General features: G+C 46.6%; 18 protein-coding genes. 5 read left to right on the plus strand and 13 right to left on the minus strand.

The features are described from left to right. Positions 1-120 precede the first annotated feature (120 nt). The 3 genes from KXJ80_RS06950 to KXJ80_RS06960 all read right to left on the minus strand — a co-directional run bounded on the left by KXJ80_RS06950 (position 121) and on the right by KXJ80_RS06960 (position 2860). Positions 121-669 carry a TIGR04211 family SH3 domain-containing protein gene (locus KXJ80_RS06950; protein WP_037421868.1) on the minus strand — a complete coding sequence of 183 codons (549 nt, stop codon included), beginning with the start codon at positions 667-669 and terminating at the stop codon, positions 121-123. Between the two features lie 195 nt (positions 670-864). Beyond that, positions 865-2154: an inorganic phosphate transporter gene (locus tag KXJ80_RS06955; RefSeq protein ID WP_080612413.1), complete on the minus strand. Its 1290-nt coding sequence runs from the start codon at positions 2152-2154 to the stop codon at positions 865-867. A gap of 25 nt (positions 2155-2179) precedes the next feature. Then, on the minus strand, positions 2180-2860 hold the full coding sequence (locus KXJ80_RS06960) for a TIGR00153 family protein (RefSeq protein ID WP_037421779.1): 681 nt from the start codon (positions 2858-2860) through the stop codon (positions 2180-2182). A gap of 231 nt (positions 2861-3091) precedes the next feature. Between KXJ80_RS06960 and KXJ80_RS06965 the strand changes: the two genes are divergently transcribed. Beyond that, on the plus strand, positions 3092-4603 hold the full coding sequence (locus tag KXJ80_RS06965) for a CYTH domain-containing protein (protein WP_109277722.1): 1512 nt from the start codon (positions 3092-3094) through the stop codon (positions 4601-4603). A 52-nt stretch (positions 4604-4655) separates the two neighbouring features. On the opposite strand, the gene KXJ80_RS06970 is transcribed toward KXJ80_RS06965, so the two are convergent. The 8 genes from KXJ80_RS06970 to KXJ80_RS07005 form a co-directional block, all read right to left on the minus strand. Beyond that, the gene (locus tag KXJ80_RS06970) at positions 4656-5480 is read right to left on the minus strand and encodes an ion transporter (RefSeq protein WP_037421864.1); all 825 of its coding nucleotides are present in this window, start codon (positions 5478-5480) and stop codon (positions 4656-4658) included. 146 nt (positions 5481-5626) lie between these two features. Further along, complete coding sequence (locus KXJ80_RS06975; RefSeq protein WP_037421772.1) at positions 5627-5956, minus strand: hypothetical protein; 330 nt, start codon at positions 5954-5956, stop codon at positions 5627-5629. A gap of 107 nt (positions 5957-6063) precedes the next feature. Further along, positions 6064-6717 carry a hypothetical protein gene (locus tag KXJ80_RS06980; RefSeq protein WP_047539554.1) on the minus strand — a complete coding sequence of 218 codons (654 nt, stop codon included), beginning with the start codon at positions 6715-6717 and terminating at the stop codon, positions 6064-6066. Positions 6718-6863: 146 nt separating this feature from the next. Next, positions 6864-7553 (minus strand): PspA/IM30 family protein, encoded by a 690-nt coding sequence (locus KXJ80_RS06985; protein WP_037421761.1) that lies wholly within the window; start codon positions 7551-7553, stop codon positions 6864-6866. Positions 7554-7564: 11 nt separating this feature from the next. Beyond that, positions 7565-7978, minus strand: coding sequence for a YjfI family protein (locus KXJ80_RS06990; RefSeq protein ID WP_007645549.1), 414 nt, complete (start codon positions 7976-7978; stop codon positions 7565-7567). A 78-nt stretch (positions 7979-8056) separates the two neighbouring features. Next, positions 8057-9781: a polyamine aminopropyltransferase gene (locus KXJ80_RS06995; RefSeq protein WP_218738037.1), complete on the minus strand. Its 1725-nt coding sequence runs from the start codon at positions 9779-9781 to the stop codon at positions 8057-8059. Between the two features lie 4 nt (positions 9782-9785). Next, positions 9786-10685, minus strand: coding sequence for a DUF350 domain-containing protein (locus tag KXJ80_RS07000; RefSeq protein WP_218738038.1), 900 nt, complete (start codon positions 10683-10685; stop codon positions 9786-9788). 15 nt (positions 10686-10700) lie between these two features. Then, a complete protein-coding gene (locus KXJ80_RS07005) occupies positions 10701-11690 on the minus strand; it encodes a hypothetical protein (RefSeq protein ID WP_037430255.1) in 990 nt (329 codons plus the stop codon). Positions 11691-11944: 254 nt separating this feature from the next. On the opposite strand from KXJ80_RS07005, the gene glnE reads away from it, so the two are divergent. Together glnE and KXJ80_RS07015 are read left to right on the plus strand one after the other, a co-directional pair. After that, the gene (gene glnE / locus KXJ80_RS07010; RefSeq protein ID WP_218738039.1) at positions 11945-14809 is read left to right on the plus strand and encodes a bifunctional [glutamate--ammonia ligase]-adenylyl-L-tyrosine phosphorylase/[glutamate--ammonia-ligase] adenylyltransferase; all 2865 of its coding nucleotides are present in this window, start codon (positions 11945-11947) and stop codon (positions 14807-14809) included. A 57-nt stretch (positions 14810-14866) separates the two neighbouring features. Beyond that, on the plus strand, positions 14867-15838 hold the full coding sequence (locus KXJ80_RS07015) for a GGDEF domain-containing protein (protein WP_047539564.1): 972 nt from the start codon (positions 14867-14869) through the stop codon (positions 15836-15838). Between the two features lie 46 nt (positions 15839-15884). On the opposite strand, the gene KXJ80_RS07020 is transcribed toward KXJ80_RS07015, so the two are convergent. Continuing rightward, positions 15885-16844: a sodium-dependent bicarbonate transport family permease gene (locus KXJ80_RS07020; RefSeq protein ID WP_218738040.1), complete on the minus strand. Its 960-nt coding sequence runs from the start codon at positions 16842-16844 to the stop codon at positions 15885-15887. 136 nt (positions 16845-16980) lie between these two features. On the opposite strand from KXJ80_RS07020, the gene KXJ80_RS07025 reads away from it, so the two are divergent. Beyond that, complete coding sequence (locus tag KXJ80_RS07025) at positions 16981-17973, plus strand: LysR family transcriptional regulator (RefSeq protein WP_055647755.1); 993 nt, start codon at positions 16981-16983, stop codon at positions 17971-17973. A 51-nt stretch (positions 17974-18024) separates the two neighbouring features. Here the strand turns inward: KXJ80_RS07025 and zapE are convergent, their stop codons facing one another. Continuing rightward, the gene (gene zapE, locus KXJ80_RS07030; protein WP_218738041.1) at positions 18025-19230 is read right to left on the minus strand and encodes a cell division protein ZapE; all 1206 of its coding nucleotides are present in this window, start codon (positions 19228-19230) and stop codon (positions 18025-18027) included. A 205-nt stretch (positions 19231-19435) separates the two neighbouring features. On the opposite strand from zapE, the gene KXJ80_RS07035 reads away from it, so the two are divergent. Continuing rightward, on the plus strand, positions 19436-20287 hold the full coding sequence (locus KXJ80_RS07035) for a bactofilin family protein (protein WP_218738042.1): 852 nt from the start codon (positions 19436-19438) through the stop codon (positions 20285-20287). Positions 20288-20292: the final 5 nt, after the last annotated feature.

The raw sequence follows: 20292 nt of genomic DNA on the forward strand, positions 1-20292 counted from the left end.
AAGAATGTGAGGATTGTTTGATTGGCTTGTTAAGTGTTAGTTGTAACGCTTGATTGACAAAAAGCCAGTGTTTGAAAACACTGGCTTTAGCTTTGACTTTCAGATTATTTGCGTAAAAATTTACATCCAACGCTTCTTGTTGCGGCGTTGTGGTCTTGGCAGATATACCAAAATTACCCCAACCACTAAACCGGCGGCGGCAATCAGTCCGCCCTCACGCCATAGCGCAAATTGTGCCTCTTGGGCGCTATGATCAACCGCTACTTTGAGGTTATCACGCTCTTGAGTGGTTTTGTTCAGCATAGCTTCGGCTTCGCTTAGCTTGGCTTTGAGTTCATCCACTTCATCGGAATGGTTATTCGTCGAACTTAAGACTTCTGCAAGCTTGGCTTTGGTTTCGTTTAACTCATTAGTGAGTGTTGAAACTTGCTCACGAAAACTAGGCGTTGAACTGATTAAGTTGGTTGGCACCCAACCTTCACGACCTTTATGGTCGATTATTTTTGAATAATCGCCCTGAGTTTCGCCAAGTAACGTAACGGGTTGTCCCGCTTCAATCGAACCCAAAATACGATAATCAGTACCAGGGCCGTTGAGAATATAAAGAAACACGTTATCCGAGATATAGCGGGGTTGGCCTTCGGCCAGCAGGTTAGGGGAGAGTAACATCATTCCCACCAGAGTCAGCATTCTTAACACTTTTGTATTCTCATCAACGAAATAGTGACCACATGCTAGGGATTTGAGGCCTGCAATGCAAGAGGGAAGTCATAGACTTCCCTCAACTTTGCCGCATCCATGCTAGCAATTCCTCTGTGTTTAGTACATTTCTACGGCGAGCTTGCCATAGTCGTCATGTGCTTCTTAGTTAAAGATGCCTTTAATCATATAGAAGAAGATGATCGATAGACCTGCACCCGCAGGTAAAGTAACCACCCAAGACACAACAATGTTACGCACCACACCAATATTGATTGCCGCAATACCACGGGCCATACCCACACCTAATACCGCACCGACTAACGTTTGTGTGGTAGAGATAGGTAAACCAGTACCAGAAGCAATCACTACGGTAGAGGCTGCGGCTAATTCGGCAGCAAAACCGCGACTTGGAGTTAAGTGAGTAATATTTTTACCAATGGTTTGCATTACGCGCTGACCGAAAATCGCCAAACCCATAACGATACCCACAGCACCTAAAGGTAGGATCCACCATACTAACGGTGATTTAGATGCAATTTGGCCACCACTATTAACTACAGATACCACCGCAGCTAAAGGACCAATCGCATTTGCAACATCGTTTGAACCGTGGGCGAATGCCATACAACAAGCGGTTAAAACCATCAGGATCGCAAACACTTTTTCGACGTTAGCGTACATGGTTTTGTGGCTTGCTTTCTCATCCATTTTTAGACGAGAAATAAACACTTTACCTATGATACCAACGACCAATGCTATTACGCCCGCCAGGATATAAGCTTCGGCACCTTTTAAATGAATGCCAACGTGTGACAATCCTTTGAGGATCGTGACTAATGACATCATAAAGCCTGCGAACGCCATGTAGAAAGGTACATAGCGTTTAGCATTAGCAAGTGGGTTATCGGTGTTGAAAATCAGTTTTTGAGTGCTTTGGAACAGAATGAACGCCATAAAGCCAGAGATTGCTGGTGTAATGACCCAAGAACCAACAATACCGCCTACTTTTTCCCAAGCGACAGACTCAGTGCCAACGCCTACAGCCGCGAAGCCGATAATCGCGCCTACAATTGAGTGAGTCGTTGATACTGGCCAGCCTAATGCCGATGCCACGACTAACCAAATCCCCGCAGCTAACAATGAGCCAATCATGCCATATACCAGCAATTCAGGGGTTTGGGTAAAATAACTTGAATCAATAATACCGTTACGGATTGTACTGGTCACTTCGCCGCCGGCCAAAAAAGCACCTGCAAATTCGAAGATCATAGCGATAATAATCGCTTGTTTAATCGTAATAGCGTTAGAACCAACAGAGGTTCCCATCGCATTGGCCACATCGTTTGCACCAATGCCCCACGCCATTAGAAAACCAAACGCAGCCGCAATGGCAATAAGCCACGGCCCATTAGTGGCTAATACGTTAGCCACCTCCATACCTGCATCAACCATATTGATACCTTGATAACCTTATTTATTAAACGCGAGCAAGCATAAGCTCAAGACGCGAACCGACGCGTTCGGCCAGATCTGCAAGACCGCCGACCCATTCAATCGTTTTATAGAGGAACATCACATCGACAGGATTCAATTCTGATTCCAATGCGAATAATTGACGACGAAGTTGAATTTGTAAATCGTCAGTATCTTCTTCAATGATATCGAGTTCATTGATCATTTTGGCCACTAAGTCAACTTCACGACCACGGAAACCTGCTTCGAGCAAATCTTCGAGTTCGTTAATGACTTCTTTTGCAAGACCTACAGCGTCGATACAACGTTGTAAGTATGCGATAAAGGGGACTTGCATGACCTGAGGGATAAGCAATTGACGGCCGATTACACGACCAGAGATATCTTTTGCTTTGTTAGCGATTTTGTCTTGTTGTGTCAGTAGTTCCAATAGATCTGTACGCTCAACAGGCATAAACAAACCGCTTGGCAGAGTGAGGCGAATTTCACGTTTGAGTGAGTCCCCTTGCTTTTCCGCTAAACTAATTTGTTTACGTAGTTGAACTGCAGCATCCCAGTTACCTGTGATGGTGGCTTCGAAAAAGGGGACCAGTAACGATGCGCAATCGTAGACTTTGTCCATGTGCTCTTGAAGAGGCTTAATTGGCGATTTTGCAAACACGCCCAAAATAGAGTTTACTGGCATTGCCGTTTACCTATTTAGATTGTTCCATGATTGGAAAAAGCGGGCGCATGTTACCCTATGCGTCCGCGTATTGAAACTGTGTTTTTTGAGAAAAAATCACAGCTTTATTCTAACGGGTTATATACCAACTTCAAAACCAAATCCTACGGGATTTTTATGACACATTTGTGACATTATGAACTAAAAATGACGCGTGAATGAATATTTGATGACAAAATGAGCGGTGCAGTAATGAATGCTGAGATTGAATTAAAACTGTTTTTCCTACCTAAATTTCTAGAAACCCTGATAAATAAGCTAGATAGCTTAGAAAATGCTGCTCCGCAAGGCACACGTCGTTTAACCAACGGTTACTTTGACACACCCACATTGCAATTGCGTCAATGGGACATGGGATTGCGGGTTCGTGGCTATGATGGACACCAAGAACAAACCATCAAAACAGCAGGGCAAGTGATTGGAGGGATCCATTCACGCCCCGAATATAATGTCACTATTCAAGCTGATAGCCCTGATTTAAGCCTGTTTCCGGCAAACATTTGGCCCTTAAATGCTAATCTAACCGCTGTACAAACTGAGCTTGGTTGCGTGTTCCATACCGATTTTTATCGCCGAGCTTGGCATGTAACTGTGGGAAATAGCCTAGTGGAGGTCGCCTTAGACACTGGCGAAATTACCGCCAATGGCAAGCACGAGGCGCTCTGTGAACTGGAATTTGAGCTGTTAAGTGGAGATGCTAATGCACTATTAGTATTAGCAACAGAAGTGGCTGATACTGTTCCAGTGCGTTTAGGCAAAGCCAGTAAGGCGCAGCGGGGCTATCGACTCGCGGGGCAATCTAAGCCGTTAGCCTTAAGTGCGCTGGAGTTTTTGCCTCTGCCTGTGCCTGAAGATTTGAATCTACATCAACCCCATCAACAGGATTTAACGGCGACCTGCCAAGTGTTACTTGAAACGGCACTTGAACGTTGGCAATTGCTTGAGGCGATGATAGCTGATGAACAAGATAACGAAGCTCAGATAGCCCTATGGTGGCGGATGCGTGCTTGTATTCGTTTATTACGGATGACTCTGAGGCAGTTTGGTCTCGCTAATGCTACTTTGATGCAGCAATTTAATCTTATTGAATCACAACTAACGTTTATTGAAGAGGCACAGGCCTTAGCAGCCTTGCTCGGTAGTCAAAAAGGCTTATTAACTCGGCACGACGCCCGTCAAGCTTTGATGCAACAACTACAGCTGCAATTTGAAGCCATGGATATCTCAGGGCGGTTAAATTTACTCTGGCAAAGAGTTGAATACGGTCAATTGCAGTTAGCGATTGTCGAGATCCTATTGGCACTCAGCGCGGGTAATATCGAACTGCCCGCAGAGCTTGGATTATCCCAGCATGCTGATCATGCTCAGGAAGCCTCATGGCAGGCGATTTTAGCTGCCATGCCTAGCGATAAAACAATGACCGCCGAGGATTATTTGCAGTGTGCCGCGTTACTGGATGAGAGTATTCAAATAGGGCAAGCGTATGGGCTTTTATATGAGGCAAAATCCCGTGATGCCTTTAGGGCGCCATGGCAGGATTTAGTGTTAGGCATTCGAACCTTAGCCTGTTATCGACAATTAACACTTGCGGCCAAATCGCTTGGTGTCGATTTAACCGATTGGCTTGAGGACAAGCAGCAAAGCTTACTTTTTGCGATGGAGGCATCGAGACAAAACGCGATTGAGCAAACGACCTATTGGTAAACGGCCTGTTGAAATAGCCATATTAAACGAAGCTTAGGAAGGCAGTGCCTTCCTAATTTTTTTGGGCTTCTAATGCTTGTTTTAACTCAGCAATTTTGGCCAGCATCTGTGCCTGATTTTGCTCCATTTGCCGCTGGGTTTCTTCCATTCTAGCAAGCGCTAGTTCAAGTTCTGACTTGATTTCTGCCTTATGGGCATCTTGGCGCTCCTGTCGTTCACTTTCATCTGGTGCAACAAACACAGAAGCCATATACCCCGAAATTACCCCGAAAAAACTCACACCACTAACGATCACTATGCCACCCACAATATGCCCCGCGGTGCTGACGGGATAAAAGTCGCCGTAACCTACGGTCGAAATGGTCACTAATGCCCACCAAATAGCCTGCTCGGCGGTTTGGATATTCGCGCCTTCTGTGCCGCTTTCGACAATCAAAATAATAATTGAAGCGAAGGTTAAAATGGTCACCATAGCCACCAGCAAACTGGCAAGGGTGGCTTGTTTACGTTGTTTTATCAGTGGGATAAGGAAGGAGCGACTCATACGGATTAAACGGATCACCCGCAGGATTTGGAAGACCCGTGCAATGCGTAGCGCCTCAATAGCAGGAATACTGGCGATGAAATCGATCCAATGATGGCGTAGGTAAAAGAGTTTATTCCGCGAGCGTAATAGGCCAGCAAAAAAGTTGACCATAAAAATCATGCAAATCGTGGTATCGATGAAAAAGAGTAATCGATAGGTTTCTGTATCGAGACGGCCAAAGGTCATCACTAGCACTATGATCACCGATAGCAGCGATAGCAGCATCATTGCAACTTCGATGGGTGAGGGATTACCAACGGCGCGGAGTGACCAAGAGGTTTTATCTGTCATGCCTAACATGATCCCTGTGTTTTAAGGCGAATGTTTAAGGTAAAAGAGTTTACGCTATGAGTAAATTAACTTTGTGATAAATCGCCCGAGTTAGTCCAGTCAGGCCATTTGACGCCGATTTTTGTGCAGGATTAACGCTGAAATTATTAGTCCTTTGCGACAAAGCGTACGAGATCTTCAAGTACTCTACGTTTAATTTCAAGCTGGGCATCAGCACTTAGACCGTATTTTTCAGCAAGTTGCACATAATCGTCGGCGTTAAGTGACACGGTTAAACGGGGGCGAGTCGGACGTTTTGAAACACTTAAGCCCAAAATCGTTCTGATCTGATCGGAAGGGCTAACGCCCGCATCGAGCGCCGCTTTACGAATAGAATATTGAAACTTTTCATCGAGGTCGAAAGCCACTTGAGTCGCCTTTGCAGCATCTTGGTTCTTCTGCCATTGCTCTGGAAGAGGGTGTTTCATTTTACTCATTGGGTTTTACCTGTTGCTATCAACCGTATATTGCGAGCCAATTCAATGGGGATTGTAATGGCTTAAGCGATAAAGTGCGAGTCACGCACTTTATCTTTTGCCAAATTTTACTGACCTGGCCAGTAGTCGCGAATGTCTGACAAGGGGCGGTATAAGGTCAGTACCACATCGGTATCGCCACCCTCATACACTTCAACTTCTACTGCGCGGCTTTCGTCATCATCGAGCAGCAAATAATATTCGAAGGGTTCACCGCTGGCGCCATTGGCATCCTGCGGCGGTTTAAGTCCTCGATAATCTTCACGGTGAAAGTAGCCAAAGAGTGCAAAACTCACTTGGTGGTATTGCTTGCCCAACCATTGTTCGAGCTGCTCGGCTAACGGTGGTGATAACTCTTGGGTGGTGAGCTCGGCGTGTCCAGGCTCATCGAACAGGGTGCTAAATTGCTCTAGGTCGAATAGTTGCTCAACCTGGGAGCGGGTAATTTTAAGGGAAAAAGCAAGGTAAGTTTCATCGTCTTCTTCGATGCTTAAAAACAAGGTGTCACTACCATGCCCTTTGAGTACCCATTCGGTTTGTTGTTTACGTTCAAATTCGTAGGTATTAACGGCTTCGACTTTGAGTTGTTGGCCGCGCAATTGTGGTGGCAGTGCAAAACTATTGTCGATGGAGATCATGTCACCGATCTTGAGCGCGGAGGGATGATTGAGTTCACGCGCTGGTGGCGCCTTTTTACCAAAAATACTGTTAAAAAATCCCATATTCGCTCCTAAGCTGTGCGCCAATGTTCTGAACTAACCCATGAGTTAGCTTAGACTTGGGTGAATGTTGGTATACCTAAAACAAAAAAGCCGAGCACAATAGGGGGTGATGGTCCCATCAGTGCTCGGCGTTTGGTCAATCTTAATTAGCTTTTACGTGCCTTGATACGTTCGAGCACAGCGTTAGCATTGGATTTTTGCTCACCGATGCCCGCTTCAGCTAACTTAGCCTGCAATGATTTATCACTGCCTTCTTCGGCTAAGGCTTCAGCGGCTTTTAATCTGTCATCAAACTGCTGCTGACGCGCTTTGATACGTTCTAAAGAGTCTTTTGCATTCAGTAGCTTAGAGTTGCTTGATGCAAAAGAGTCGGTAATGGTCGCCGTGGCTTTTTGCACGCTTTCGGTGGTTTTTACCATGCTTAACTGACGTTGATAATCAGACAGTTGACGCTCGGTTTTCTTCACCAAATCTTTTAAGCGTACCGCATGGGCGCTGAAGCTATCATTGGCGGTCTGCTGCTCAGATAGTTCTTGCTCCAATTGGGCAATTTTTTCCGCCACTTCAATCGCTAAGGCTTCATTGCCTTTGTCTAACGCTTGGGCGACATAGCCTTCGTGCTCAGCAATCGAACGCTTTAAGCGGTCAACTTCGCGGCTGGCTTGCATTTCTTTGGCCATCACATCGGTCAGTTCGCGCTTGGCGTTGGTTAAATGTTTCTCGGCATCGCGGATTTCCTGTTCGAAAATTCGGGTCGAGTTTGCGTCTACGATGCTTTGGCCAACTTCGGTGGCACCACCGCGAAACGCTGTTAAAATTTTATTCAGAATGCCCATGTTGTGGCTCCTTATTTCAGATAGTCGACCATTTCATCGATAACTTCTAAACAGTTATCGGATAATACTGCTAGCTCTTGCTCGATTTCGAGCATGCTAGATTGCAGAGACAGTGCACCGTAAACCACGTATTTGTCATCAATCTTGGCAAAAGCTGACAGTGGCATTGGAATGTTCAATTCGAGCATGGTTTCAAACATTTCACTGCGACGTTCTTGGTTTACTTCATTTTCGCCCCACAGGTAACTGATGCAGAGAATTTGGTTATCCGTAACCGATACGAATACCGGGATTTCTTCACGGCCGACCACATTCACTTGCAACACTTCGACTTCACCATCAATTGGATAGCAATCGAATTGGAAGCCGGTTTGGCTGTTATTGCCAAGGCTGTTGAGGTGATTAGCAAGAGTATGGATATTCATATTTGTCCTTATTGACATATTATGTCTGTGTTCAAAGATAGCACTGAGACATAATATGTCAAGCACTATCTTCATCCGTTAAAAAAGATCCAGTCCTTGGGTTTCGGACCAAGCCTGTTGATGATAATGGTACAACTGTAATGACCCCAGTTCATTGGGCTTAATATTGGTCGCATCCTGATAAAAATTGGCAGGAAATTCAAACGCGCCTTTAACTAAACCTAAGGTTAGCCAGTCATCCACAATAGGCAGATCTGTCAGCTGTGCCAAACGATGTTGAGCATCTTTGCCATTTAAGGTGGCAATACTCCAACCCCATTCGCCAAAACTAGGGACATTGTGGTGATATTGTTTTACATCAAATCCCGCTAATGCCAAGGTTTTTGCTACCGAGATAAAGGCTTTTTGCGCATGATAGGGTGACGTTGACTGTACTGTCAGAGCGCCATCACTGCTCATTAGTTCCTTAAGTTTTCGATAGAAATAATCCGAGTAAAGCTTATTCAGATCTGGATGGCTGGGATCGGGTAAATCCACAATAATCGCATCATATTTATCCCCTTTCGCAATCAGTTTATCTACTCCATTAAAGGCATCATCGTGGATGACCGTTACTCTAGGATCGTTAAACGCATTGCCATTGAGTGATAGCAGGGCTTGGCTTAAACGCGCAGGCATATCAGAATCGGGGGATTTAAACAGTTGCACCAATGCCGCATCAAGGTCGAGTAGGGTTACTTGTTCAGGTTCCCAGCGCAATACTTGTTTTAGGCCCAGCCCATCACCGCCGCCAATGATTAATACCTTGTTATGACGAGCGCTAGCCGCAAGGGTTGGATGAACTAAAAACGCATGGTAAATGTGTTCATCGCTACTCGAAAACTGTAAACGACCATTGATATACAAGGCATATACGGGGGGAAGACCATTGCCGCGTAGGCGCTCTGTAAAGGTCAGCTGTTGAAAACGTGTTGCCTTGGAATAGACCACCTTATCTTTATAAAGCAGATTGTTGAACTGTTGCTCCCAGCTTGGCCCTTGAATGGCGAGTAGCAACAATACGCCAGTGACGACTAAGTGGCCCACTAACAGTAATTTCGGTCTTTGGATCTTTGGCCAAAAACGCCAGATAAACACAAAGCCGGCGAGCAAGTTAAAGCTGGCGGTCAGTGCTGCGGCGAGTTGTATATCGATGGCCAGCATAAAGCCGACCCAAATGGCCGCGCCAATGCCCGCGCCAATATAGTCAGCACCGTAAATTGTGCCCGCATTGTGGAGTAAGTGTTCATCTGAAAGGGATTGTCTTACCCTTGCGATCAGTGGGATTTCCATCCCGATCATCAAGCCGAGCAGCACGCCCCAGACATAAGGTAGATATTCACTAAGCTTTTGTAGCGTGCCAATCATCCCACCTTCGGGCAGTTGATCCGGCGGCAAGCCCAAGGTGTTGGCGATGATCATCGGTAGCTGTTGGCCAAAACCTATCACGGCAGCGGTAATTAGAATTGCCAGCGAACCACAGAGCGCGACGGTGAGTTCGAGCACCACAAAGCCAGTGAACGCATCCTTAATTTTACGCGCGGCAAAGGCCCCAAGGCCCATGGAGACGATCATCAGACCGATCATGGTATAGATGGCGGCCTCAAGTGCGCCTAAAATCCGGCCAGCGTAGTGGGATAACAGGTATTCGTAGATAAGACCGCACCCAGCGAGCACGGCCATTATGCCCAGTAATAGGGCATCGTCGAACCAGCCTAGGCGGCTAGGTTTAGCCGCCGAAGTGGTTAATTGTGACTCGTGCATGCATTTACGCCATTAGGGCTGTGAGGATAAGTGCGATTGCAATACTGATGGCCATTTCCACGGCTGCGATACCAATATTATGTTGTCTTTCGACTTCATCCGCTAAATTGATCCGTGCTAAAACCAGCTTTTTAATCACAAACAACAGCAGTGTCAGCACGACTAACATAATGATTGAAAACACCAACCAACCAATGATGTTAGTGACATAGGCCGTTGGATTAAAAAGGATAAAATGACTTGCGGCATTAAAGCTGAGCGCCATAGCGATCATAAATCCGGCGTGGCGAATAGCAACAGCGGTATGGCCTTGAGCGAGTGCCTGTTGCATTGATGAGTCTTGGTTACGACTTGCGAAACGTTTTTCACGTAAGCGGGTGAGTAGCACCAGCATGAGTTGTGAAATCGCAAAGGCGCTAAAGATGGCAATAAAAGTGTCGATTGTTAGATCTTCAGCCCATAACAGTACTGCGCGAATAATGATTGCGGTGGCGATAGCAACACTGGCATCCACAATGGCGACAGACACGTTACCTTTAACAATTTGCTGATTTTTATCGAGTTCATTTAACGCGATTTTATCGTGTAGAAAGCGCCCAAATTTAATCAGTATTAAACCAAATAAACCATAGGCACTCATGCCTATCGCTTCAGTTAAATAGGAGGGCGCTGCGGCACCAGTGATGGCGCCTGTGAGCACAATGCCTAACGCAGCAACTGCGCCAGCAGTGCTGATCCCAAAGGCAAAGTTATCGCGTTCAGCCAGTTCTTTACTGCTGTTGACGCTAACGCTCCATCCTTGTAAATAACGCATTAATGTCAATAGGATAACCGCAATCGTGAGGTCGATTGCGAGTATAGTGATTAGCTCTGGTGTGATACCGAAATCCTGAAATAGTGTCATGGGAGATCCTTTACGTTACTTGCCTCGGCGCACACTGCGGGTCGTGCGGTTGCTGGAATTACGGAAACTGCTGTCTTTAGAATAATTTGAGCGGAATTTACTGCCCGATTGCGCGCCTGACTTATTTGCTGAGCTCGAACCAGCAGTATTTGCTTTGGGGGCGCTAGTGCTCTCGCGGGAGAGAGCGGTTGAGCCTGTACGTGATTTTGCATAGGGGCTATCGAAGCGCTTTCCTTGAGAATCGAAACGTTTTTTCGTTTCTGCAAAGACTCTAGCTTGAGCTTCTACCTGTTTTGGCGAGGTGTAGCGATATCTGCCAACGTCGTTGTAATAACTATATCCACGGTTACCTGACCAGCGGTCGTAGTAGATTGGACGCTGAAAAATGTTGGAGAACATGGAATACATGCCGTACCAAGCCCAGAAAGACATGCCACTAGAGTCAGTCTGCCAACTTCCATAAGCGGGGTTACCCACTAGTTGACTACCAGGGCCATAGTCCTCGGCATTATTGGCAAGGGCCGCCGCTTCACGGCTGATGGCATTGACACGGGCAAGCTTACCCTCTGACATATCTGCGATCACGTTCACCGGATCGGATAGCATGTCGTTATACAGGCTAGGATCGGCTGCTTGATAGAGATTCTCAACCTCGGCTAATTGTTGGTCGAGATCGGTAAAGTTGGCCGAATTTTTGGCATCAGCTAAGCGGCGTTTGAGCGAGGCATACATGGGTCCTTCGGCGGTTGCATCCTTGGCTAATTCATCTACTAATGGCGCCAAATCGGGCTTTTGCTGTTTTAGCAAGCTGCTATATTGCTTGAGCAGATTAGCATTACGCACCTGACCGTCATCAAGCATGGTATTGAGGGTTGTGAGACGCTGCTCTGTGAGTTGTTGATACTTCTCTATTTTCTCCGGCCGATCATCGCCACAACCCGTTAGCGATAAGGTCGCGGCCAAAATGAGCATCGACGTGAGAACACGCATTAGCATTCCTGCCATGTTTTCTCCAAAAGTGCTGAAATAAAACTCAAATATGGGCGGACAATAATAATCAACTTGCCCAATATGTTTGCCTCACAGGTTATAGTACCCTAAACAGCCAAGAAAGAGGGGTTGCTCTCTTGAGGGAACTTAAGTTTTGCCATTTATAGAAACACGCGTTAAGGCATAGCAACTTTGTTAAACCTGATGCGATTTCATTCTATATCATTTGTGACATAATATGTCGATGTTTAAATTTGTTAGGGATTATTATGGCCGTACAAAAAGACAGTAATAAGTCATTGTCTCCCCTCATCACTCAAGCCGCAGAGCGCCATTGGGCACGTCTCGCTGAAGTATGGTCAGAAGGACTGGCAAATTTAACGCCTGCGCAGCAGCAGGAACTAAAAAACGTTTTAGGATTAAGCGATTATATCGCGGTGCAGTTAACTCGTTCTCCTGAATGGATCAACACCCTGTTTGCCGATGATTTGCAGCAAGTCGAACGAAAATTGTTTGATGCCCAGTTACGCGAGCTATTAACCAGCGCCACTACCGAAGACATGGCAAAACGCCTATTGCGTCGATTCCGTAATTATCAAATGGTGCGGTTAGCATGGCGAGACTTTTTAGATTACGCCAGCTTAGAGGAGTCTTTGCTCGATCTTTCTGCGCTCGCAGAGGCGTTAGTTATTGGCGCAAGGGATTGGCTTTATAAAGAGATGTGCGCGCAATACGGGACACCAATGGATAAGGTGGGTAATCCTCAACCGCTGTTAATTTTGGGTATGGGAAAACTCGGTGGCCGAGAGCTGAACTTCTCTTCTGATATCGATCTGATTTTTACTTTCCCAGAACATGGTGAAACCGTTGGTGGTCGTCGTAGTCTTGATAATCAACAGTTTTTCATCCGAATGGGACAGAGGCTCGTTAATTTACTCGACCAAATTACCGTTGATGGTTTTGTATTCCGCGTCGATATGCGCCTGCGCCCTTATGGCGAGAGCGGGCCTTTAGTCGTGAGCTTTAGTGGTCTTGAGGATTATTACCAAGAGCAAGGGCGTGATTGGGAGCGCTATGCCATGGTTAAAGCCCGCTCGCTCGGGCCTTGGAATCATTTTTCCGACGAGCTACACAGTTTGTTGCGCCCCTTTGTTTATCGCCGTTATATCGATTTTTCGGCGATTGAATCCCTGCGCAAAATGAAACAACTTATCGCTCAAGAAGTCCGCCGTCGTCAGTTAACCGACAATATTAAGCTCGGTGCGGGAGGGATTCGTGAGGTGGAGTTCGTTGTACAAAGCTTCCAGTTGATCCGTGGTGGTCGTGAACCCTCGCTGCGCCAGCAAAGTCTGTTTGGTGCTATGGGCACTCTTTATAGCCTTGGGCAGTTTGAATATCTGGCGGTCGATGAGCTAAAACACAGTTATTTATTGCTGCGCCGTGTCGAGAATCTTTTGCAAGCGATTGATGATAAACAAACGCAAACCTTGCCGAATAATCCTCTCGATTGGGAGAGACTTTGTTATGTGCTCGAGATAGCTAATGAAACTGATCTTCGTATCCATATCGAGGCGGCGATGGCGAAAATTCATCGTCACTTTAAGGCTACCGTTGGCGGCGAAGAAGGCGAAGAAAAAGCTGAGCATTGGACGGCGCAGTTGTGGAACGTGCAGCAGGATGATCACGCAATCAACTTGTTAGCTGAGCAGCAGATTGATGACGAAAAACTCTGGCCTTTACTGAGTCGTTGGCGTGAAACCGTGACGAAACGCTCGATTGGCCCGCGTGGACGTGAAACTCTCGATAAATTAATGCCAAGGTTGCTCGACGAGTTGCTTAATCAACCTAGCCCGTCGGCGGCTTTTGAGCCCGTGTCTAAAGTGCTTGAGCAAATTTTAACGCGTACTACCTACCTTGAGTTACTGTGCGAAAACCCCGGCGCCCGTCAGCAACTGGTGAGTCTGTGCTGCGCAAGTCCTTGGATTGCGGTGCAACTTGCAAAGTTTCCTATGCTGCTTGATGAGCTTATCGACCCAGCGCATCTATACGATACAACTTCGCTGGATGATTATCCGAGTGAACTGCGCCAGTATTTGCTGCGGGTACCAGAGGATGATATGGAGCAGCAAATGGAGGCGCTGCGCCAGTTTAAGCTGTCGCAACAACTTAAAATTGCCGCTGCGGATGTTACCGGTGTATTGCCTGTGATGCAGGTGAGTGACCATTTGACTTTTTTGGCTGAAGCTATTATCGAACAAGTGGTGATGCAGGCATGGCAGCAGATAGCGGTGCGCCATGGCGTGCCGAGTTATCTAGCGGAAAGTAGCGACACGGGCTTTGCGGTGATTGGTTACGGCAAGTTAGGGGGTATTGAGCTGGGTTATGGCTCAGATTTGGATTTGGTTTTTCTGTATGAAGCGCCGGAAAATATGACGAATAGCCTAACCAATGGTGATCGACCGATTGAAGTCGGTCATTTTTACCTTAAACTTGCTCAACGTATTCTGCACTTATTTTCGACTCGAACCACCTCGGGTGAGCTGTATGAAGTGGATATGCGCCTGCGTCCTTCGGGGGCATCGGGTCTTATGGTGAGTGAGATCGCCCGCTTTAGTGAATATCAAACCCAAGAGGCGTGGACATGGGAACATCAAGCGTTAGTGCGTTCACGTTTTGTGTTTGGTGATAATAGCTTGGCTGTCAAGTTTAGCCAAATCCGCGCTTCAGTCTTAGAGCAGCCAAGGGACAAAGACGAGCTTAAAAAAGCGGTTCGTGAGATGCGGCAGAAGATGCGCGACCATTTGCTTAAGGTTGCCGAAGGTGAGTTTGATTTAAAACAGAGTCCTGGCGGGATTGCGGATATTGAGTTTATTGCACAATACTTAGTGCTCGCCAATGCCCATGAGTACCCTGAGTTGTCAATTTGGTCAGATAATGTGCGTATCTTCGGCGTGTTGGCTGAGCTTGAGCTCTTGCCACTGATGAGCGCTCAACATTTAACCCAAAGTTATTGTTGGTTAAGGGATGAAAATCATCGCCTAACTCTACAGCAAAAATCAGGGAAGTTGGCTTACGCCGATGTAGCTGCTCATGCGGAGCGGATACTCGCCATTTATCAGACGATACTTGAGTAAGTAAAAACAAGTGAATCAAGTAGTGAGTCGATGCTTGATATAGAGTTGGAGCGAGCTATGCAATTACCTCCTATCCCTGAGAATGAGTTGCAACGTTTAGCCACCTTAAGGGCATTGAATATACTCGATACCGATGCCGAGGAAAGATTTGACAGGATCACTCGGCTGACTCGGCGGATCTTTGCTCTGCCGATTTGCGTGGTGACCTTAGTTGATGCAAATCGTCAATGGTTTAAATCCCGCCAAGGATTAGCGGTGACGGAGACATCAAGGGATGTTTCGTTTTGCGCCCACGCCATTAATCACGATGGTATTTTTATCGTTAACGATGCCTTAACGGATCCCCGTTTTCACGATAATCCTTTAGTCACTCAGTCTCCCCATATTCGTTTTTATGCTGGTTATCCTTTGACTATTCATAGCGAATATCGGGTGGGGACGTTGTGCTTAATTGATAATGAGCCGAGGGAATTTAGCGAAGATGATATCGAAACCTTAACGGATTTGGGGCAGATGGTTGAGGCTGAGTTGTTGTCTATTGCGCAGAATACTTTAGATCCTTTAACGATGATTTCTAATCGGAGAGGATTTGAACTCCTTGCTTATCAATCTCTTGCTAGTTGTCGACGCATGGATTCTCAGGCAGCGTTAGTCTTTTTTGATCTGGATTTTTTTAAAGAGGTCAATGACCGTTTTGGCCATCGCAAGGGCGATCAGGTACTTTATGATTTTGCCCATATTTTAATGGCGGCATTTCGGGAATCCGATGTAATCGCGAGATTAGGTGGTGATGAGTTTGTGGTGCTATTAAGTTTAGTGCAGCCCGATACCGTTGGCTTTGCCATCAAACGATTTCAATTATTACTTGACCAATATAATCAACAACATCCACAGCAAAACCCCTTAAAAACCAGCATAGGTATCGCCCATTGGTCGCCTGATTCGGATATCAATCTTGAGGATTTACTCGATGCTGCCGATAGGGCAATGTATCAAGATAAAGCCGAACATCATTCAAATAACCCTTAATGGTGGATATAAAAAGGGAGACCTGAGTCTCCCTTATGACAAATTGTTATCCGGTAATTTGCATTATCCAGTGTTGGTACAAGGGTAAACCGATTAACACGTTCACCGGAAAGGTAATCCCGAGGGATGCTAGCATAGCGAGTCCGATATTCGCTTCGGGAATGGCGGCTCGTATGGCGGCGGGTGCGGCAATATAAGAGGCACTGGCACTTAAACCTGCAAGCACTAAGATGCTTCCGGCAGGTAACTCGAGCCATAACCCCACTCCAATCCCACACCATGCCAAGACAAAAGGTGTGACGGCGGCAAAAACTAATAAGCGCCACTGCTGCAATGGGAGTGGTAAACAGACTTTCGCTGTGACTAATCCCATCTCCAGTAAAAACAAGGCCAGTAGCGTTTTAAAACCACCTAGTAATACAGGACTAATGGGTGCAAGCCCTGTCGGACCATAAAGCCAACCGATGACGACTCCACCCACTAGGAGTATTACGCCGCGGCTGGTCAAGGCCTCATGCAGTATGCTCGATTGCTGAGTATTAGGCGCTGTAGCTTCTAGCGGCTGTTTAACGCTTAAGTATCGGTGTAACCAGAGCATAACCACAATCGCTGGGAGTTCGAGTAACACCAAATATAAGGTGGTTTCCGGTCTTAATATCATCCCTGATTTTTCCACCATGGCGATAACAACGGCAAATGTGCCTGCGCTGACCGATCCATAATGGGCTGCGATACTGATAGCATCCGTGCGTCCGAGCCGAACTAAGCGCGTGAGCACAGGGTAAAGTACTAATGGGATGATCAAACCCAGTGCAACAACAGCAACGAGTTCAGTGATCACTAAGTGTTGAGTATGACCATGCAGTGCCATTCCGCCCTTTAACCCTAAGGTCAGCATTAACAAAATGGATAGGGTTTCGTAAATGGCAGGTGGCACTTTAAGGTCGGATTTGACTAAGCCTGCGAGCAAACCTAAGGCGAAAAATGCAATGACAATATCTGGCATAAGTATCTCATTAATAAAGGCATTAATATTTTAAGGCTATCATTTTATTTGAAAACCATTGAACGCTGGAGATTCTGAACCTAATTCGATATATTGAAAAATAAATTATTTGCTAATTAGGTATAGATAATTATCTATGGATAAATCTTCTCAAGGTCAATTAAAACTACGGCATTTGAGTTTTCGGTTACTTGAGGTTTATGTGCAGGTGGTTCGATTGGGCAATATTTCGGCGGCGGCTCGCACCCTGCACCTTACTCAGCCCACAGTGTCACTGCAACTTAAAAAGTTAGCGGATATTTTGGGTGAACCTTTGCTGAACAGTATTGATGGCCGTATGTCGCCAACCTTAATAGGGCAAGAGCTTTACCGAGCCGCCTGCGATACTTTGAGCCGCTTTGAAGATTTCGATGCCTTTATCCAGCAAGCCAGAGGTGGCAGCATTGGCCATATCAATATCGGTTTAGTGACTACGGCAAAATATGTGGTACCACGGATTTTAGGGGCGTTTTATCGGCAATTTCCGCAGGTCAAAGTGACCTTAAATATCGGTAACCGCGCGCATATTTTGGGACGATTTGAGCGCCAAGAAGATGATTTATATCTCTTCAGTCATCCACCCAGTGGTGAGCAAGTATTATCGGCGAGGATCATTAAAAATCCGCTGCAGCTTATCGCGCCTAAGGATCATTGGGCGGTTGGCCGTCAACAAGTTCGCTTTAGTGAATTGAAGCAAGAGCGTTTTATTATCCGCGAGCCCGGCTCGGCAACTCGCCTGATGTTTGAATCTTGGTGTAGCGCTCAAGGGATCGCCTTGAGTGAAACGATGCAAATTGAGAGTAATGAAGCGATCCGCTTGAGCGTGGCATCAGGCTTAGGCTTATCGGTTATTTCTGCCCACACCCTACAGGAAGGGCGTGAAAAACCCGCAATCTTGTCAGTGAACGGATTTCCACTGGAGAGTAATTGGTATCTTGTTGGCCGTCGGGACAAGCGTTTGCCCTATGCCGCAATGCAGCTTGTGGCGTTTATGGCGGCCCATCTTGCCGAGTGTATCGAACCAGAGTGGGTTGCGGCAGATATCCAGCAGTTAAGTGCTATCTTTGCGCCTGAAAGTTTGTCTCGGTAAAGGGTTATGGCAGAGGTTGACCGCTGCCGTTTCTTCGGGCGTGTTGAGGGTTCAGGATTGTTTTGTGCTGTGGCTCATTTCGATTAGCCGACTATAGGTGCGTCGAAACTCAAAACTGAGGGCGCCGCCTTGGTAGAGATCCATCAGTGGGACGTCGCAGCTTAAATATAAACTGGCATCTTGATCGTATAACTCATCGATAAGGCTGATAAAACGCCGAGCAGGATCATCGTTGGCGGCGTAAGAGAGTTGCCGCTCACCGGTAGCGGCCGCTTGGTTCTCGCCAGTGCCATCCTCAGTGCCGCGGGCGCGGATCCAACTTTTTACTTCGCCGCCCAGTTTGGGAACACCGCTCAGCAATACGATCTTAAATCGACTGGCAATTTCGATGTAATCGAGTTGTGAGCGCGGGCCATCACACAGGGCATAAAAGTCGAACCAAGCAACCGAAGGCTGTTGGCCTTCAGCAGTGGCGCGCACGACGGGGATATCACGCTGGCAGACTCGCAGAGTTCTTGTTTGAACAGTGTTTGCGCCTTGAGTGAGCGTGGTAAAAATACCATCAAAATCCAGTGTGCCAGTCAGCCCAATATTCTTTGAGATGGCGGCAATGGCCTCTGCCGACGGTTCGTGATTCAAGGCGTGCAACCTGTGGTCTTGCTCGCCATTCAGATGCAGCATTTGGGTATGGGCTAGGAGCTGGGCAATGCAGGGTAAAAATCTGTGCCTTGCGAGGCCATTTTCATATAAACGTTCGATGGGAATGTTGGATGTGGCAACCAGCACGACTCCTTGGGCAAACAAGGTTTCAAACAAACCAGCGAGGAGCATGGCATCGCCAATATCTGAGACAAAAAACTCATCGAAGCAGAGTACCTTACACTCCTTTGCTAAATTTTTTGCAATTAATTTAAGGGGATCGCGCTGCCCCGCATGTTCCTTTAAGGCTTGGTGCACTCGCGCCATAAAGCGGTGAAAGTGCAATCTCAGTTTTCCTTGCTGTGGCAGGGCATCAAAGAACAAATCCATCAGAAAGGTTTTACCGCGCCCGACATCGCCCCATAGATATAAACCTTTGAGTGGCTGAGCGTCTGTTCGACCAATAATCTGCTGATACAACTTATCTAAGGCGAGCACTGCCTGCGCCTGCGCGGGATCTTCAATCAACTCGAACCCGATTTTAGCTTGATAAATGGCTAATGGTGTTTGGTTTTGAGTTGACGGTGACAACGGGTTGAAGGTCATGGAATTTGTCATAAATTGAGTCAATTTTAGGCGGTGCTAGAACCAATATGGGATGGGACATCTGCCCAATCGTCTTCAGCCTAACATAGATTGTTGTAGGGCTAAAATCTTGTCTAAAACACAGCCTGGTTAAATATCAAAGAAATCCAATGCTTTATTATTGAGAACTTTTAACTTAACATCTTTTTCACAAAAATAATAATCTGGAACTAAACCTATGGGTAGCAAAGGCCATAGTGCCACATTTATCAGTGCCTCAACCGCAATTGAAGGTGAGATGCAACTGGCGGGCACGGCATTCGTTGCGGGGGCATTAACAGGTAAGATCCGCGGTGCTGGACTGATTAAAATCGAGTTTGGCGGTGAGATCACGGGTGAAGTGAGTTGTGATGAACTGAGAGTTTGCGGGGTTTTTCGTGGCAAAGTGCGTTGTAATAAGTTAGTGATTGTGAGTTCTGGTGTCGTTGAAGGCGAAGTGTTGAGCCATCAATTAGAGATTTATGAGGGCGGACAATTTATCGGTCAGCGCCTAAAAAATACTGAATTGGATCATTTGCCCGATTTACTTCAGACCTTAGCGCCAGACGTTATTGCTTCCAATGCGAAAATCGCTCACGTTAACGCCTTATATGCCAGCGAGCCTAAAGATCATCGGCAGGGAGTACACAAATGGTTGTCCTATGGCGCTGCCGCAGTTACGCTCATCACGGTTGCTGGAATAATGGCACCAACACCGTTGACTTCATGGTTCACAACCCTTGGTCAAGCGGCTTCAACGTCAGTGAGTACTGAGCCGAGTCCGCCAGTGACAACTGAGTCTATGTTGTTATCGCCAGTAAAAGATGACTCTTTAGCGCCAAATAGCGTTATGGCCGCTGCCGATAACGAGTCACAAAATGCTGCATTGATAACCTCGGATAAGGTCGAGACCAGCAGTGCTGAACATCATCAAGCCCATACGAATATCGACTCGGGCGCTGCCATGGAAGACTTAGCGCAAATGGAACAAGGCCATGCCCAAATGTTACAGCAAGGCAACGCGAGTGATGTTCCTAAGGATAAATTATAACGATA

This window comes from Shewanella xiamenensis (assembly GCF_024971755.1).
Lineage (GTDB): Bacteria > Pseudomonadota > Gammaproteobacteria > Enterobacterales > Shewanellaceae > Shewanella > Shewanella xiamenensis.

What these genes read in the sequence shown, in the direction of transcription:
- KXJ80_RS07005 (WP_037430255.1), bottom strand. Translation starts at nt 11,690, where the DNA reads ATGGCAGGAATGCTAATGCGTGTTCTCACGTCGATGCTCATTTTGGCC.
- KXJ80_RS07015 (WP_047539564.1), top strand. Translation starts at nt 14,867, where the DNA reads ATGCAATTACCTCCTATCCCTGAGAATGAGTTGCAACGTTTAGCCACC.
- KXJ80_RS06965 (WP_109277722.1), top strand. Translation starts at nt 3,092, where the DNA reads ATGAATGCTGAGATTGAATTAAAACTGTTTTTCCTACCTAAATTTCTA.
- KXJ80_RS06950 (WP_037421868.1), bottom strand. Translation starts at nt 669, where the DNA reads ATGTTACTCTCCCCTAACCTGCTGGCCGAAGGCCAACCCCGCTATATC.
- zapE (WP_218738041.1), bottom strand. Translation starts at nt 19,230, where the DNA reads ATGACAAATTCCATGACCTTCAACCCGTTGTCACCGTCAACTCAAAAC.
- KXJ80_RS06970 (WP_037421864.1), bottom strand. Translation starts at nt 5,480, where the DNA reads ATGACAGATAAAACCTCTTGGTCACTCCGCGCCGTTGGTAATCCCTCA.
- glnE (WP_218738039.1), top strand. Translation starts at nt 11,945, where the DNA reads ATGGCCGTACAAAAAGACAGTAATAAGTCATTGTCTCCCCTCATCACT.
- KXJ80_RS07020 (WP_218738040.1), bottom strand. Translation starts at nt 16,844, where the DNA reads ATGCCAGATATTGTCATTGCATTTTTCGCCTTAGGTTTGCTCGCAGGC.
- KXJ80_RS06975 (WP_037421772.1), bottom strand. Translation starts at nt 5,956, where the DNA reads ATGAGTAAAATGAAACACCCTCTTCCAGAGCAATGGCAGAAGAACCAA.
- KXJ80_RS06990 (WP_007645549.1), bottom strand. Translation starts at nt 7,978, where the DNA reads ATGAATATCCATACTCTTGCTAATCACCTCAACAGCCTTGGCAATAAC.
- KXJ80_RS06995 (WP_218738037.1), bottom strand. Translation starts at nt 9,781, where the DNA reads ATGCACGAGTCACAATTAACCACTTCGGCGGCTAAACCTAGCCGCCTA.
- KXJ80_RS06955 (WP_080612413.1), bottom strand. Translation starts at nt 2,154, where the DNA reads ATGGTTGATGCAGGTATGGAGGTGGCTAACGTATTAGCCACTAATGGG.
- KXJ80_RS06985 (WP_037421761.1), bottom strand. Translation starts at nt 7,553, where the DNA reads ATGGGCATTCTGAATAAAATTTTAACAGCGTTTCGCGGTGGTGCCACC.
- KXJ80_RS07025 (WP_055647755.1), top strand. Translation starts at nt 16,981, where the DNA reads ATGGATAAATCTTCTCAAGGTCAATTAAAACTACGGCATTTGAGTTTT.
- KXJ80_RS06980 (WP_047539554.1), bottom strand. Translation starts at nt 6,717, where the DNA reads ATGGGATTTTTTAACAGTATTTTTGGTAAAAAGGCGCCACCAGCGCGT.
- KXJ80_RS07000 (WP_218738038.1), bottom strand. Translation starts at nt 10,685, where the DNA reads ATGACACTATTTCAGGATTTCGGTATCACACCAGAGCTAATCACTATA.
- KXJ80_RS06960 (WP_037421779.1), bottom strand. Translation starts at nt 2,860, where the DNA reads ATGCCAGTAAACTCTATTTTGGGCGTGTTTGCAAAATCGCCAATTAAG.
- KXJ80_RS07035 (WP_218738042.1), top strand. Translation starts at nt 19,436, where the DNA reads ATGGGTAGCAAAGGCCATAGTGCCACATTTATCAGTGCCTCAACCGCA.